Source organism: Anaerococcus sp. C0059F3 (assembly GCF_056590475.1).
This window is the reverse complement of record NZ_JBWPWE010000006.1, coordinates 49,600-64,426: the sequence shown is the minus strand read 5'-3', so window position 1 is coordinate 64,426 and position 14,827 is coordinate 49,600. Positions and strand designations below refer to the sequence as shown.

Below are 14,827 nucleotides of genomic sequence, written 5' to 3'. Positions count from 1 at the left end.
CAAATCCCGTCTTTAAATTTTTTATTTTTATAAAACTTTTTAGCTAAGCAAAAATTTAGCCAGCCCAATAAAATCAATTACCTATCCAAGTACAGATTTTGCTTGATTTTTACTTGGATTTTTTGCTTAGGAATAAACCAGCACTTGATAAGATTAAAATTCCAGAAACTAAGTCTAGGCCAGCTAGTCCAGTTTTTGGGTTTTTGCTTTCCTTTATTTGTGCCTTTGCCTTATTTGGCAGAGAATTTTGAGTTTTAGCAATTTCTTTTTGAGAAATTTCACCATCGGAAATTAAGATTTGTCCTTTTTTATCTTTATCATTCTTAATTTCATCAGATTTTACAAGGACTTGGCCTTTCTTATGAGAGTTTTCCCTATGCTTTTTATCATCGCTAATTACTTGATCCTTGTCGATTTTTTCATAAAGGGCCACGTACTTCACGCCCTCTATAAATTCTCCATCTGCTTGGAGTTTTGGACTCCAACCTGTAAATTTCAAAGACTTATCTTTTGGAATTGCAATCGGAACAACAAGGCCCTTGTCTTCTGCCTTGGCCTGTCCAAAAGTCATAGTTTCCTTTACATCAAAGGCGATAACTTCGCCATAATCAAAGCTTGGATTGTATTTCAAATATCCATCCTTACCTGGATTAAAGTAAATTCTCTGATAGCCCTTTGGAATCGGACTGTAGATGTCAGTGTTGACCCTAATTACCTTTTGGCTTGGAGCCTTTGTTTCCACTGGCTTTATGCTAGGTTTTTTGTCGTTTTCACTAGTGGCATCTTCATCTTCATCCTCATCTTTTTTGCCACTTGGCCTTTTATCGCTAGGATCTGTTCCTATATTTCCTTGTCCATCTTCGTCTTTATCAGATGAATCTACGCTTGGCTTGTCCTTATCATCGTCCTTTTTATCTTCACCTTCATTTTCACCGGATTCAGGCTTTTTAGGATTATCTGGATTTTCATTTTCCTCATCCTTATCACCTGTATTTTCTCCTACTCCTTCTCCTGGTTTTGAAGGATCGGTTTCTTCATCTTTGTTGCTATCCTCATTACCATGGCCAGCTTGTGGGTCAGTTTCTTCATTCTTGGCAAAAATCCAAGTACCAATAAATTTATTATTTGATTCTGAAACTTCTAATTCTTTTTTATTCCAGCCTGCAAAGGTCCAGCTACCATTTTCAACTTCGACTTTTTCAAATTTCTTCTCTGGAGCCTTAACCTCTTCACCTTCCCTTACTTTTTTCACTTCTAATTCCTCAAGCTTTTGCTTGATATTATCAGGAAGTTTTTTGTCTGGGCTTCCGCTTATAAATTCATAGCTAATTTTTATTTCTTTGGCCCATTTAGCGTAAATTGTGGTATCTTTTGTGATAGGTTCATCAAAATTAAAGACTTTTGTTCCTTCCCTATCTGCATACCAACCGTCAAAAATATAGCCATCTGCCTCTGATTTTGAAGGCTCACTTGGTCTTTGGCCTTTTTTTACACTTTGCGATTTGATTTCGCCATGATTAGCCATATCAAAATTAACTTGATATTCTTCTGTCACTTCAAGATAAGCAGCCTTTAGGTCAATAGTCAAACCAGTATTAGTTTTTATAACCTTTCCAGGATTATCAAAATCAAGCTTAACCTTTTTATCAAGACCATGGGTCCTCTCATCATTTGTAAATTTCACATCATAAACAAAATAAAATTCTTCCATAAAATTAGGAATGTCAGGCTTAGAGAGACTTAATTTATAATAAGATTTTCCTCCTTTTTTTACTTCTTTTCTATCCAGAGGGACTAGAGAGCCATCCTTTGTTGTCCTAAGATAAAAATCTTGTTCAAGACTAGCGTCATCATCTTCCTTGTCAACTAAAAAGCTAGGATTAATCAGATATTGATTTTGCTCAGCCTTTGTTAATGGTTCTCTAAAAACATCATTAGCATCAGAGATTTTCACAGGAACTACAAATCTCAATGTATCATCAGTCTTAGCCTCAGCTTCTCCGGCCACCACTTCAAATTCTTTAGAAGGTTTTTTAATCAAAATTTCAGAAGGATTCTTGCTTCCATCTCCAAAACTCAAATCCCCAACCTTGGCCTCAAACTTAAAACTTCCACTGGCTTGGTCGTTGAAATTGCTACCTTCTGGAAGCTCATCTTTTTTAATAGGCTCCTTACCATACCTGTCATAATAAAGATTAGCTTTAAGTGACATAATTATATCAGCATTTAAAAGGAATTTACTATCTTTTTCAGTCAAACCATCTTTTCTTCTCCATTTTTTTGTATCAAATGGATTGTCATAATCAGTACCAAAAAATAAAGTATCAGCATCCACATCTAATGATTTATGGGCTGGAATCCTTAAAGGTTCATATAACTTTAACGTTGATTCAATCATATCGTACTTAGTAACAGCACTACTAATATACATCGTTCTTTTTTCTAGTTTCCCTGTCTTTCCCTCAGGGTCCGTAATTTCAACGTCCATTAATGAATTTTTTAACTGATTTTCTGAATAAAGATCTTTTGCCTTAATATGCAATCTTCTAATAAAAATATTTTTAGAAATAATTCGAGATTTGTCATAATCGAAACCTGGAGCTAAAACCTCACCCAAATACACGTCCCTGTTTGAATTATTTTTTATAGTAAATATCCACTTGGTCTCTTCAAGTTTTCCTTCTGGATAATTAGTTATTTCTGGAAGTTTTATTTTAAGATTGGTATCAATGTCGATTTTTTCTTCACTTTGATTGCCACTTCTCAAAGCATAAGCGCTTTTACTTGTAATTTCGCTTTTATCTTTACCAATAGAAGCATAAGCTTTTTGATCAAAATTAATAAGTAGACCTATTTGACTTAAGCCAATTAGACCTGCCAAAATAAGTGACAAAGTTTTTTCTTTTCTCAAATTATCCTCCTAAATTAAGTTGCTATTTCAATAGTACTATAAAATCGCTCTCTTTGTAAAGGCTTTTATGTTTTTTATTCTAATAAAAAAACGGCATCACCTTTTATTAAGGTTTTGCCGTTTAAATTCTTATTCAACCAAGTCTTTTAGCCTGCCTGTTAATTTATAGTCCACTTTTTTGAGCTCTTCTATATTTTTAACTCCTAAAAGAGCCATGGTTATTTTTAGTCTGTGGTTGATTTCCTTTAGATAGTCGAAGCATGCTTCGTAGCTGCCTAGGAGTAGGTATCTTATGGCTTCACCGCTTATTGCAGCCATGTCGGCTCCAATTATAATGGCTTTAGCAATATCGACAGCATTTTTTATTCCGCCTGATCCTATGATGAAGACGTCATCTGATAGGCTCCTTGCGTCGATTATGGCCTTGGCTGTTGGGATTCCCCATCCATAAAATTCCTTGTAGTCTGATACAAAGTCTCTCATATCTTCGATTTCTATGAAGTTTGTGCCGCCACTTCCTGACACGTCTAGGTATTTTACTCCTGCGTCTATGAGTTTTTGGCAAACTTCTTTTGATAGGCCGTTGCCAGTTTCTTTGACAATTACTGGCATATCAATATTTGCGACTATATTTTTTATATTTTCGTAATAGCCCCTAAAGTCCTTATCGCCTTCTGGCATAAAAAGCTCTTGAGCCACGTTTAGGTGGACTTGGATTGCGTTAGCGTTAATCATTCCTGCCGCATTTTTGAAGTCTTCAAGGCTTCTTTCTGCGCCAAGATTTCCTATCCTTAAGAGGTCTTTTTCTCTGATTAGGGAGAAGCTTTCCTCTGCCTCCGGGTCTTCAAGGCCAATTGTTTGGCTTCCTACTGCCATTGGAATATTTAGGTTTTTGCAGATTGAGGATAAATCTTCGTTTATATCAGCACTTAATTCTCCACCACCTGTCATGGCGTTTATCATAAGGGGCATGGATATTTTCCTGCCCAAAAATTCTATAGATGTGTCGATCTCATCAAAATTCACATCTGATAGGCTGTTGTGGTCAAGGTAGATATCCCCAAATAAGGGGTCGTTATAGTCGGATGTTTTTAGGTAATTTTCAATGTGTTCGTCTTTTCTTTCACGTCTTTTGCTTATCATAAATTTTCCTAACTATTCGTCGCCTTCTCCACCTGCCGGTGGTTCTATACTTAATCCAGGTTCGTACTCAATTACTCCAGGATCTCCTGCTGGTTCTTTGTGACTTTCAGAAGCTGGTGTTTCTGTTGGTTGTGCTTCATGAGTTTCAGCTGGTGTCTCTGTTGGAGTTTCTGTCTTATTTTCCCTATGGCTTGGTTTTGAGCTTGGACTTTGTTTGACTGGTTCTTCCCATTGTGGTTGTTCGTGTTCATACTCATAATCATAATTATTATTGTAATTTTCATTATAATTTGGTTGATAAGTTTGATTATTTATATTGTTTGTTTTTGGGAAGACATTCACAGGTGCTTCATAATTTACAGAAGAGTAGTTTGATTCAGGAAGGCCTGAGTCAGCTTCTGTCCATTTTTTGAGTTTGAAGTCTCCAAATTCCTCATCAACTATATCCCAAGTTCCTCTTTCATCTGGTATATAATAGCTGATGTTGTTTATATAAGCACCATTTCCTGGAACTACAAAAGTTTCTACCTTATCAGATGAAAAGTTTGGAATGCTCTTAACTAGGTTAACCATAGCGGACATTGGCAAATTGGTTTTGACATACTTTATATAAGAAGAAAGTACAGTCAAAAGATTCATTTGGCTAGATTTCTTTACAGCCTGGTCTACCATGGCCTTGACAAAGTCTTGTTGGGCGTGGACTCTACCAATATCTCCATTATCGTAAATATGTCTGGTCCTTAAATACCACATGGTATCTGTACCATTAAAGTGGTTCATACCTGGTTTTATATCAAGAGTCCATTTTTTGATGTTTACACCCTCTGGCACTTCATAATCAACCCCACCTATAGCATCAACGATATTCACTAGGGCCTGGTAATTGACCTGAACATAGTAGTCTATATCAAGACCTAGGAAATTCCTCAAACTTTGGAGGGTTAGCTCAATTCCGCCAAAGGCGTGGGCGTGGTTGACCTTGTCGTAGGTATTTCTCACAAGGACCCTGGAGTCCCTAGGGATTGACAAGAGCTTGATTGTCCCGTCTTTGACATTTGCTTTCAAAAGCATAATTGTATCCGTACGGGTGAAGTCTTCGTTACCTTCCTCACCTGCTGCCTGGTCGACACCGACCATTAGGATTAAATATTCATCTTTACTTGTCTTAACAGCCTGATCTTCAAATGTCCCACCATTTGCATAAGTCTGTGCATTAGTCCTTTGGTCCAAAAAATCAAGGATGAACTTGCTCGCTACAAAAGATAGGGCAAAAACAAAGATTAGGGCAAAAAATCTTTTTATCTTCATAATTTTCCTTTTCTCGATTCATTATACCCTAAGTCTTGCTTATCTTTAAAGGCTTTTACAAATATTCCCAGAAAATATTTCCTAAAGGCCACTAATTTCTTGATTATTTCCCAAAATTAATTATAATTAGAGTATTCATCACAAATGTGAAAAAAATATTTATTGGAGTTATTATGGAAAATAGAAATAAATTTTCTTCAAAATGGGGATTCATCATGGCCTGCGTGGGCTCGGCTGTGGGCCTTGCCAACGTTTGGGCCTTTCCCTATCAACTAGGTTCAAATGGAGGCTTGGCGTTTTTATTGCCCTACCTACTTTTTGCTTTCATCTTTGGCAGGGTAGGCCTTGCCGCAGAAAACGCCATAGGCAGGAAATATAAGTCAGGCCCAATGGTTGTCTATAGAGAAGCCTATAAAGAAAGAAACATGGAAAAATTTGGCAAAATCATTAGGTGGCTTCCAATGATAGGTGTAGGTCTTTTATCAATCGGCTATGCTGTTGTAATTACCTATGTCCTAAAAGCCCTAATCGACACAATCACAGGGGAGATTTTTACTGTAGAAAGTGCAGCCTGGTTTGAATCCATATCGGAAACTGACTTTAGGGTAATCCTTCCTCATCTTATTTTGATGGTCCTAGTTTATTTTGCCCTAGCCTACGAAACAAAGGGTATTGAAAAAACCAACAAATTTATCATGCCCCTATTCTTCATCCTATTTTTAATCCTCGCCATCAGAGTGTTTTTCCTAGAAGGAGCCATGGGCGGTTATAAATTTATCTTTAATATGGATATAGGAAAGCTTAAGGAAGTTAAAACCTGGGTTGCAGCCATGGGCCAGGCCTTTTTCTCCCTATCCCTAGTTGGAACTGTAATGGTAGTCTACGGGTCATATCTGCCAGACGATGAAGACGTCATCAAGGCATCAACCATTACCATGGGCCTCGACACCCTATCAGCTATGATCTCGGCTTTCGTCATGCTACCAGCCTGTTTTGCCTATGGATTTTCTCCAGAAAGCGGACCAAAACTACTCTTTGTAGTCTTACCCCAAGCATTAAAAGAAATGCCCCTTGGAAGGCTATATGGGATAATCTTGTTCCTAGCAGTAGTCTTTGCAGGCATTTCATCAATCCAATCCATGCTAGAAACCATCACTGAAGCCATAGTTTTTAGCTTTCCGAAACTTAAAAGAAAAATGGTCCTAATTGCTCTAATTGCAACAATTTACCTAGTAGGTATCTTCATAGAACCAATATCAAAATGGGGCCCTTGGATGGACATAGTAACCATCTACATCCTCCCAATCAGCGGAATAATCGGCGCCATCACTTGGTTCTGGGTAATCAAAAAAGAAGAACTCCTAGCCGAAGTAAACAAGAGCGTAGAAGGAAAATATGGATCTGTCTGGTATTACACAGGCAAATTCATCTTCGTACCCCTAGCCATTATCCTATGCTTCATAGCAATGAGATACCATATTTCATTCTAATTAGATTTGAAAAATAAAACAAAAGGCAAGACCAAAATAGATGGTTTTGCCTTTTTAATTTAAAAAAATTAATCTGAGATAACAAATAATTATAGATATATTATTAGAAAATCTCACTTATTTTTTTGCTTTTTACTCAATTGTTCTTGGAATTTATAAAATCTCTTTCTATTTTCCCTAATTTCTTCGGCAATTTCCTCGGCAGTCCCATACTTTTTTTCACTTAACTCATCAAGCCTTTCCCAGTCTTTTTTACTCATTGTAAACACAGTATGCAATGATTTTTTAATTAAATACAAATATTCTTTTTCTTCTTCTGGTGTTAATTCTCTATTCATAACTAATCCATGTCTGGCGCATACCAAACAATACGCCTCCCCTCTTTCTTGGCCTTGGCACTTTCTTCCTGATATCTCTTAATTCTTTCTTTCTCTTCTTCTGTAAGTATTATATCATAATCCTCAACTTTTTCTGCCCCGAGCGCTATATCTATAATTAAATATTCTCTATTCATAATTTTCCTCCTTTTCCAATAATTTTCCTTGCTTCTTCTTTAGATATTGGAATAGCTATAATGTTACCTGTATAAACAGCAAGCATATCCCAATCTGTAATCCAAACTTTCCCATCAGGATCATATCTCTGAATCGGAAGATTCTTTCCTTTTCTTATCACAAGATTATTAAGTTCTTTACATATATGATAATTATATTTATCCATTTTATTTCACCTATTCTCATATCTATCATTAATAATCCTATCCGCCTCTTTTTTACTTACAGGCCTAGATGGCATCTTATCTGTAAAAATAGCCGCCATATCTATATCAAAAATCCATTCTTTCTTGCACACGTCGTATCTTTCTATTAAGCCATCCTTGTTATATCTTATCAAAATATTTCCATCATCATACGCTATGCAATAATAATACATACCTACTCCTTATTTAATAAAAAAACTTTCTTGGTTAATTGTAAAATCTTACTATTTTTGGCTTAAAATCTGCTTTTCTTGCTTCCCCACTTATCCCTAGAAAATAAATTGAATATTTCACATAATTGTGATACTTTTGATGAATAAAAATTGATAAAAGTAGAATTAAAAAATGAAAATAATTTAAGAAATAAGATTGAAAAAAATAGATGATTTATAAAAAAAATTCGAATCGAAAAAGTATTACTACTTCCATTAATATTATACCCCTTGCGGCCTGGTTTAAGCATAATAGAAAACTATAATCTAAGTATTATAAACCCCGCATGTACGGGTAGAACAAATCATTCTTACTAATACCATTGTTAGAATAAGGATCATCCCCGCTTGCGCGGGTAGAACTTTAAAAGGTAAAATAAGGGCTTTAAAAAGGTAGGATCATCCCCGCTTGCGCGGGTAGAACTCTTATCTTGAGTCATCGCAAGTCTTTGCATCCGGATCATCCCCGCTTGCGCGGGTAGAACCTAGCCAACCTGAAAAGGTCCTCCGTTGAGCCGGGATCATCCCCGCTTGCGCGGGTAGAACACTTTTTCGGGTGATATTGAAGATGTTGACGGAGGATCATCCCCGCTTGTGCGGGTAGAACGTAGGTATATTGAGCAAGGGTCTCGGTGGATTAGGATCATCCCCGCTTGTGCGGGTAGAACGAAGCTAATATTATCACTTTCGATTCCTGTATAGGATCATCCCCGCTTGTGCGGGTAGAACATTAATAAATTCATTGTTGGAATTATCAAAGTAGGATCATCCCCGCTTGTGCGGGTAGAACGTTTTGATTCCGTCTAGGTCGAGCTTAAAATCAGGATCATCCCCGCTTGTGCGGGTAGAACTTGACGCTTCAAAATTTGAGAAACTACCCCCTAGGATCATCCCCGCTTGTGCGGGTAGAACTTTTGATTGCCTCGGCTAGTATTTACACCTGAAGGATCATCCCCGCTTGTGCGGGTAGAACACATCCCCTAATTTAATCAACATTTTCTGCATAGGATCATCCCCGCTTGTGCGGGTAGAACATGTTTAAGTGGGGTTATGCTAAGCAAATTCCAGGATCATCCCCGCTTGTGCGGGTAGAACGATTCACGACCCACTATTTGGCCTTGAAGGCTAGGATCATCCCCGCTTGTGCGGGTAGAACCGAAGTTTTGTACTTGCCCGTCCTTAAAAGATAGGATCATCCCCGCTTGTGCGGGTAGAACTTTTTTAACCGCCAAAAAATGGTCCTAGAGGCAGGATCATCCCCGCTTGTGCGGGTAGAACGCATACTTGCATACTTGCGAATCTTCTTTTTCAGGATCATCCCCGCTTGTGCGGGTAGAACTTCACTTAAGTCGATGAGTCAAAAATCATCAACAGGATCATCCCCGCTTGTGCGGGTAGAACTTAAAGAGGAGAATTAAATGGAAAATAACAATAGGATCATCCCCGCTTGTGCGGGTAGAACCAGAAAGCAATACCCTATCAATCAAAGGAAGCTAGGATCATCCCCGCTTGTGCGGGTAGAACTTCTACTAGTAAAATAACTTTTATCTACTGCAAGGATCATCCCCGCTTGTGCGGGTAGAACTTCACTTAAAGCTATAACATCTTTTAAATTATAGGATCATCCCCGCTTGTGCGGGTAGAACTGATAAATATAAATTTAAAGGTCATTTTTACCAGGATCATCCCCGCTTGTGCGGGTAGAACTCACAATTTTTGTTGGTGTTTATCTTTCATATAGGATCATCCCCGCTTGTGCGGGTAGAACAATACAGTTATAAATTTACTTCCTGATAGTCCAGGATCATCCCCGCTTGTGCGGGTAGAACTTTTGTCCTCATTTTTTTAACAAAAATCGTGCAGGATCATCCCCGCTTGTGCGGGTAGAACAAAGTAAGAATTGGTATTATTTCATTCTTTGCAGGATCATCCCCGCTTGTGCGGGTAGAACATTAAAAAGATCCCATTATTTAGCCAATTTACATCCTAGTTTTAGGCATTTTCATTCACTTTAATTTTCTAGTCTTTTTATAAGCTTGTCTAGCTTTACTATCAGCTTTTGAGTTATCCTAGCATCTCCTATGGCCCTATGAGGTACTGTTTCATCTATTCCGTATTCTTTTACTACCGTTTCTAGCTTATAATTTTTGAGAAATAACTTGTCATTTTTTACATATTTCATCACATCGTAGGTCATATTTTTGACTTTGGACTTTTCCTGCCTCTTTAGGGCCTCATTTATAAATTTTATGTCAAAATTTATATTATAGCCTACTAGGGTGTCTTCCCCTATAAAGTCTATGAGTTCATTTATGGCTATTTCTTCAGCTTTTCCTTTTTTTATTTCTTCATCACTTATCCCAGTTAAGTCTTTTATTTTTTCTGGAATATTTATTTCCTGCCTTATAATTGTAGAATATTCCTCTACTTCTTTACCAATTCTTAGGGCACCTATTTCGATTATCCTGTCATTAGTTGGGTCAAGGCCTGTAGTTTCCAAATCTATTATTACATAAGCTTTGTTTTTTTCCTGAGACTTTAATTCAGAATATTTTTTAGCCTTTCTCATTTTAGCGGCCTTACTAAAGCCAAGTTTATTTTCTTTTTTGCTTTCTTTGGGATTAGTTGGTATAAATACCAAGGGAATCCCGTCAAAATCTATTAGTATTTTATTTGAATTATGAGTTTCAAATTTATAGCCAATTTCGTTTCTGGTTGCATAGGTCATTGTTGCTTCGCCGCTTCCTACGCTTTCTACAATCCTATCCCGTAGTTCTTCCCTTATTTTTGTGTTGAAATTTCCAACATAGATTCCAGTTGATATTTCCTGCATCCATTTTGTGAGGTCTCCCCTTAAGGATGGTGGGGAATTTTTTAGGGTAATTACTGTAAGTGGCATTTTAATCCTCTTTATAAGATATGCCATGTTTAGCATTTTCTTCTTTGTCATCCCAGAGTTCTATAATTTCTGTAGATATTTTATCTTCTTCAGATATATCCATCAAAAATTGTAGATCTTCTACAATTTTCCTCATTAGTTTACCGTCAACCATCCTATCCCTTAGGCTAAGTCTAGCGAGCTTTCCAATATCATCGCCTTCTTTGTATTTACTTGCCAATTCAAAGGCTAGGGGTATTGTGATTTCTGCCTTATATAGGTCAGCTATATCGTAGACAAATGACTTGTCATGACCTGTATGGACAAAACCCAGTCCTGGACTCATGCCTATAGCAACTATCACACTGTGACAGACTCCGTATAAAGACACATTTAGGGCGGAAAGGGCTTGATTTACAGGATCTCCATCTTGAAAATCGTCAACCTTGTAATCTCTTTTTTCCCATTTTACATTGAATTTTTTGGAACAATCTCTATATGCTTTTCTAATTCTAGACCCTTCTCTACCGCGAAGTTGCTGCATGGTTAGGTTTGAAACGTCTTCTCCTTTAAAACGCATGGCGTACATTTTCCTTGCAACGTCAAGTCTCGTTCTTTTATTCGAAACTAATTTGGCTTGTTTTTCTAAAAACCTAGTCGAATGGGCAAGACTTCTGCCATGGGCATAGTACCTGACACCTCTTTCACCTACCCAAATTACTGACGTGCCAACATCCCCAAGTATTTCCATGGCCCTGTGGCTTATATCTGTGCCTGGCCCAAGCATGAGGACACCAATTAGAGAAACAGGTATATTTACAAGACCACGATAGTCACTAACTGTAATTGCGCTGTCAATCCTATTTATTTTTGCGTGTTCAACATAGATAAAGCTTACCCTATCAGATATTCTTGGCAGTTCTGACAGTTCTGTCTTTTTTGCTCCTGCTATATTTTTCATTTTTCTGGTATTATTGTCAAAAACCCACAGCCGTAGGCTTTTTTCTTGCCAATCCCATTTATAAGGGCAGTTTTGAATTTTTCTAAATCTGTAATAGTGAGTATCCCTTCATAGGTCGCACTCACAATGTCTTTCTTAGATTTTTTTGTTTCACCCTTGTCGGTATGCATAAAATATTCTTTATCTATCTTGCTTATCTCAAATTCACCTAGCTTAACTTCAAATCCATTTCTTGTGGCCTTATCGATTAAAAATTCATTTAATTTCTCATGAGGAACTGGCATAATTCGCCCACGCTTATTAGGATTTTTCTCATCTTTATAGGCTCTGACTGTATTTAATTTTATTTTGAATTTTGCCCTCATTCCTTCCTTCAGAGAATCTAGAAATTCATCATAGGCCTTAACGCCTGCTGAGGACTCAAGACCGTATTTTTCAAGCTTTTCTATATCAGGCTTTCTTTCACTTAGGACTAGAAGGTAATATTTATCATAAATATTATCTATCCTCCATAGTTTTCTAGGACGATTTTCATTTGTGCTTGAATTTGGAAAAGAATCCTCCACCCAAGCGTGGTAGCATCCTAGGTGGGTTAGGTCCTTCATTTTCCTTCTGTTGTTTATATCTATTTCAACTCTTGATAAATACATATCTAGCCCTCCAAGCTTTCAAAAACGTCAAATGGGTCTTCATCGGATTTTGCCATAAGAATACTAGATCTCGCTTCAAATCTAGGTCCGAATTTACGTTCTTTTTGAGAAAATGAAATAACTCTGTCATTCCTAATTGTATGAGGCTTTTCTGGCAAGAGCTCCTTATCGGCATAAATATCTGCTCGATAATTTTTGTTTTTCTTTTTATACCAATTAGCTGCCTGCCAATCTAGGTTTTCTAGGGCCTCTATCGGGCCTTTCTCACTTGTGCCCAAGATAAAACTTCCTGGCAACGGACAAGAACGTCTGCCCATAAAAGGTTGAAAATAAGGGTATTTCAAGCCTTGAAGAATCTCATCCATCCACTTATCATCTTCGTGGGAAATAGCCACAACAAAGACCGCATCTTCCATATAATAACGGTTTGTAAGATGATTTTTGAGCTCTTTTTTACCTACATATTCCGCAGCTATATGAAAATCTCTTTTTAAAACCCCTTCTTGGTCAACTCTCACAGCAAAATCAAGGTCATTTAGCTTTTTTATTATATCATCTTCGTCTCGATTATAACCTAGACTTGCTGCAATTATCCCAATTACCCCTGATTTTGATGGATAATAATCGCTCATCCTCGTTTCAAAACGAGATGAAGTCCCCCATGACTGCATGGGACCCGTTAATTTTAATAAGATAGTTTTCACTATTATCACCTAGGCTTCTATATTTTTTTCTATCTGATCCCCCAAGTCTTCTAGGAGGTCATTTAGACTTGCTTCTGACTTTCCTATCTCATTTACTTCTGTATCGCCTAAAATTAAGTAGGCTGTAAAGATTGGTTTATCAAGGATTTTATCGTATTTTGTGTATTCAGCAAAAAGCTTTTCTATTGACTTATCTACATAACCATTGTCTGATTTGATTGGCTCCTCAAAGGCACTTACCATATTGAGTGGCCTATCAGACCTTAGACTAACAACTACTGCTTGAGGTAGGGTTTGATTTGCAAAGGTGTTTATCTTGCCAGTTGGCATGGATTCTACAAACGATTTCACAAATAATTTTGTTGAATTTACAGTTTCTTCCTTATCTTCTAGCTGCCTATAAAAATCATGAAGGGCAATATTTGCATAACGATAAAGGGTTGATGAATTGTATTCAACTGTACCAAGCATCCCAGCTCCCGCATTATCTTCTGGGGCTAGGTCGTCAACTGCTGTAAAAAAGTCAAATTCACTTTGGATGGCATGGGTTGAAATAGCGTGGGCTACTTGACTAGATGCATCCACACTTAAAGATTTTCTTGATGCAAGCATTCGACCAAATAAATAAGTATCAACAGAGTTATTATTTTTTAGAATCATTTCTAAATCGTTATTTATTTTATTTATTGCTTTTTTATTTCCATTGAAAATTTTTTTCCACGCATCGGACCTAATATTCTTTGTTTTCTTTTTCTCAAATTTTTGAAGTTCTTCGTAATAAGCCTTACCTAAAACAGATATTTCTTCTTTATTGTCTATATAATAATCAATAATCTCGTTTATTTGCTTATTGCTATACAAAAATAACACATCCAATATAGTTTCACCATTTGACTCTTTTACTCCAAATCCTAAAGACTCTGTTAAAAAAATCATGTCATTTTTTGCATCTTCATCAAAACTAATATTTCTTTTAATAAATTGATCTTCGAATAATTGTAAAATTCTTTTGGTTCTAACACCTTGCAATTCCTTAGGATATGATAATCTCATAGCCCTTTTCCAAGATTGAGAACTAACTCTGGCCCTTGTGACTCCACCATATTGGGCAGTCTTTGGACTTCCTGTATCGTCCCTATTGATATTTGCTGGTGGTACAGTTTGGATGGCGTGGATGTCTAGAAATAGTCTGTTGTTAATTTTGTTTTGCATTTTTATTTTCCCCTTTGTTAAATTTATAATAAGATCTTGACCATTTAATTTTGAGACCTTCTCTTTGATTTTTTAAAAACCAATATAGGTCATCGGCAAGGCTAGCGTAATCAACCTGGGCATCTGATTTGGACTTCAAAAGTTTTATCATCTGTCTTAGGTGGTGGCTTAATTCCTCAAAATTACTAGATGTTATAATGGCATTAAACCTTCTGTCGATTGCCTTACTATCATCTTCATTCTTTCTCATAGTAGCCAAGGCATCTCCTAGGTTTTGCCTTCTCTCTCCTTCTCCGTAGTCAAGCTTCAATACCGTATTTGTATTGGCTTGTTGATGGAGAGCGTACATTTGAACAGCTGTTAGGATTGCCTTTTCATAGTCATTCAGATTTTTATTGAAGCCCAAAAATTCTTCTGGTATATTTTGAAAAACAAAGGCTAATGCATCCATATTAACAGATGAATCTTTGTTAATCGAATTTCTAATATTAGCAAAGATGGCCTTGGTGCTTGGCTTATCCCTTGTATTGTCAAGGCTTCTTAAAATCCTTGCCGTTTCCTTATAAACATTTAATTTAGAATCTTCCATCTATACCTC

General features: G+C 36.8%; 14 protein-coding genes and 1 CRISPR repeat array. Of the genes, 1 reads left to right on the top strand and 13 read right to left on the bottom strand.

All coding sequences use genetic code 11. The annotated features are described in order from the left end of the window. Positions 1 to 109: 109 nt before the first annotated feature. The 3 genes from AC1EJ5_RS05175 to AC1EJ5_RS05165 form a co-directional block, all read right to left on the bottom strand. A complete protein-coding gene (locus AC1EJ5_RS05175) occupies positions 110 to 2,911 on the bottom strand; it encodes an InlB B-repeat-containing protein (protein WP_479814971.1) in 2,802 nt (933 codons plus the stop codon). Positions 2,912 to 3,040: 129 nt separating this feature from the next. Next, complete coding sequence (gene fni / locus AC1EJ5_RS05170) at positions 3,041 to 4,054, bottom strand: type 2 isopentenyl-diphosphate Delta-isomerase (RefSeq protein WP_479814969.1); 1,014 nt, start codon at positions 4,052 to 4,054, stop codon at positions 3,041 to 3,043. Positions 4,055 to 4,066: 12 nt separating this feature from the next. Beyond that, entirely contained in the window at positions 4,067 to 5,362 is a 1,296-nt protein-coding gene (locus tag AC1EJ5_RS05165; protein WP_223419158.1) for an LCP family protein, read from the bottom strand. A 173-nt stretch (positions 5,363 to 5,535) separates the two neighbouring features. On the opposite strand from AC1EJ5_RS05165, the gene AC1EJ5_RS05160 reads away from it, so the two are divergent. Next, positions 5,536 to 6,852, top strand: a complete 1,317-nt coding sequence (locus tag AC1EJ5_RS05160) for a sodium-dependent transporter (protein WP_479814967.1) — start codon at positions 5,536 to 5,538, stop codon at positions 6,850 to 6,852. A 113-nt stretch (positions 6,853 to 6,965) separates the two neighbouring features. Here the strand turns inward: AC1EJ5_RS05160 and AC1EJ5_RS05155 are convergent, their stop codons facing one another. The 10 genes from AC1EJ5_RS05155 to casB all read right to left on the bottom strand — a co-directional run bounded on the left by AC1EJ5_RS05155 (position 6,966) and on the right by casB (position 14,818). Beyond that, positions 6,966 to 7,190 (bottom strand): hypothetical protein, encoded by a 225-nt coding sequence (locus tag AC1EJ5_RS05155; protein ID WP_479814965.1) that lies wholly within the window; start codon positions 7,188 to 7,190, stop codon positions 6,966 to 6,968. 2 nt (positions 7,191 to 7,192) lie between these two features. Beyond that, positions 7,193 to 7,366, bottom strand: a complete 174-nt coding sequence (locus AC1EJ5_RS05150; RefSeq protein WP_311486770.1) for a hypothetical protein — start codon at positions 7,364 to 7,366, stop codon at positions 7,193 to 7,195. Continuing rightward, positions 7,363 to 7,572 (bottom strand): hypothetical protein, encoded by a 210-nt coding sequence (locus tag AC1EJ5_RS05145; protein WP_311479384.1) that lies wholly within the window; start codon positions 7,570 to 7,572, stop codon positions 7,363 to 7,365. The genes AC1EJ5_RS05150 and AC1EJ5_RS05145 overlap by 4 nt, the downstream gene beginning before the upstream one ends. 6 nt (positions 7,573 to 7,578) lie before the next feature. After that, the gene (locus AC1EJ5_RS05140) at positions 7,579 to 7,785 is read right to left on the bottom strand and encodes a hypothetical protein (protein WP_311486769.1); all 207 of its coding nucleotides are present in this window, start codon (positions 7,783 to 7,785) and stop codon (positions 7,579 to 7,581) included. Between the two features lie 373 nt (positions 7,786 to 8,158). Continuing rightward, a CRISPR array of direct repeats spans positions 8,159 to 9,775; the repeat unit is 29 nt; unit sequence AGGATCATCCCCGCTTGTGCGGGTAGAAC. Positions 9,776 to 9,835: 60 nt separating this feature from the next. Further along, complete coding sequence (gene cas2e, locus AC1EJ5_RS05135; protein ID WP_479814962.1) at positions 9,836 to 10,723, bottom strand: type I-E CRISPR-associated endoribonuclease Cas2e; 888 nt, start codon at positions 10,721 to 10,723, stop codon at positions 9,836 to 9,838. Between the two features lies 1 nt (position 10,724). Further along, a complete protein-coding gene (cas1e, locus tag AC1EJ5_RS05130; protein ID WP_479814960.1) occupies positions 10,725 to 11,663 on the bottom strand; it encodes a type I-E CRISPR-associated endonuclease Cas1e in 939 nt (312 codons plus the stop codon). Further along, positions 11,660 to 12,313: a type I-E CRISPR-associated protein Cas6/Cse3/CasE gene (gene cas6e / locus AC1EJ5_RS05125; protein WP_479814958.1), complete on the bottom strand. Its 654-nt coding sequence runs from the start codon at positions 12,311 to 12,313 to the stop codon at positions 11,660 to 11,662. The genes cas1e and cas6e overlap by 4 nt, the downstream gene beginning before the upstream one ends. 2 nt (positions 12,314 to 12,315) lie before the next feature. After that, a complete protein-coding gene (gene cas5e, locus AC1EJ5_RS05120) occupies positions 12,316 to 13,017 on the bottom strand; it encodes a type I-E CRISPR-associated protein Cas5/CasD (RefSeq protein WP_479814956.1) in 702 nt (233 codons plus the stop codon). Positions 13,018 to 13,026: 9 nt separating this feature from the next. Next, a complete protein-coding gene (cas7e, locus tag AC1EJ5_RS05115; protein WP_479814954.1) occupies positions 13,027 to 14,229 on the bottom strand; it encodes a type I-E CRISPR-associated protein Cas7/Cse4/CasC in 1,203 nt (400 codons plus the stop codon). Further along, positions 14,213 to 14,818: a type I-E CRISPR-associated protein Cse2/CasB gene (casB, locus tag AC1EJ5_RS05110; protein WP_479814952.1), complete on the bottom strand. Its 606-nt coding sequence runs from the start codon at positions 14,816 to 14,818 to the stop codon at positions 14,213 to 14,215. Before casB ends, cas7e begins: the two co-directional genes overlap by 17 nt. Positions 14,819 to 14,827 lie beyond the last annotated feature (9 nt).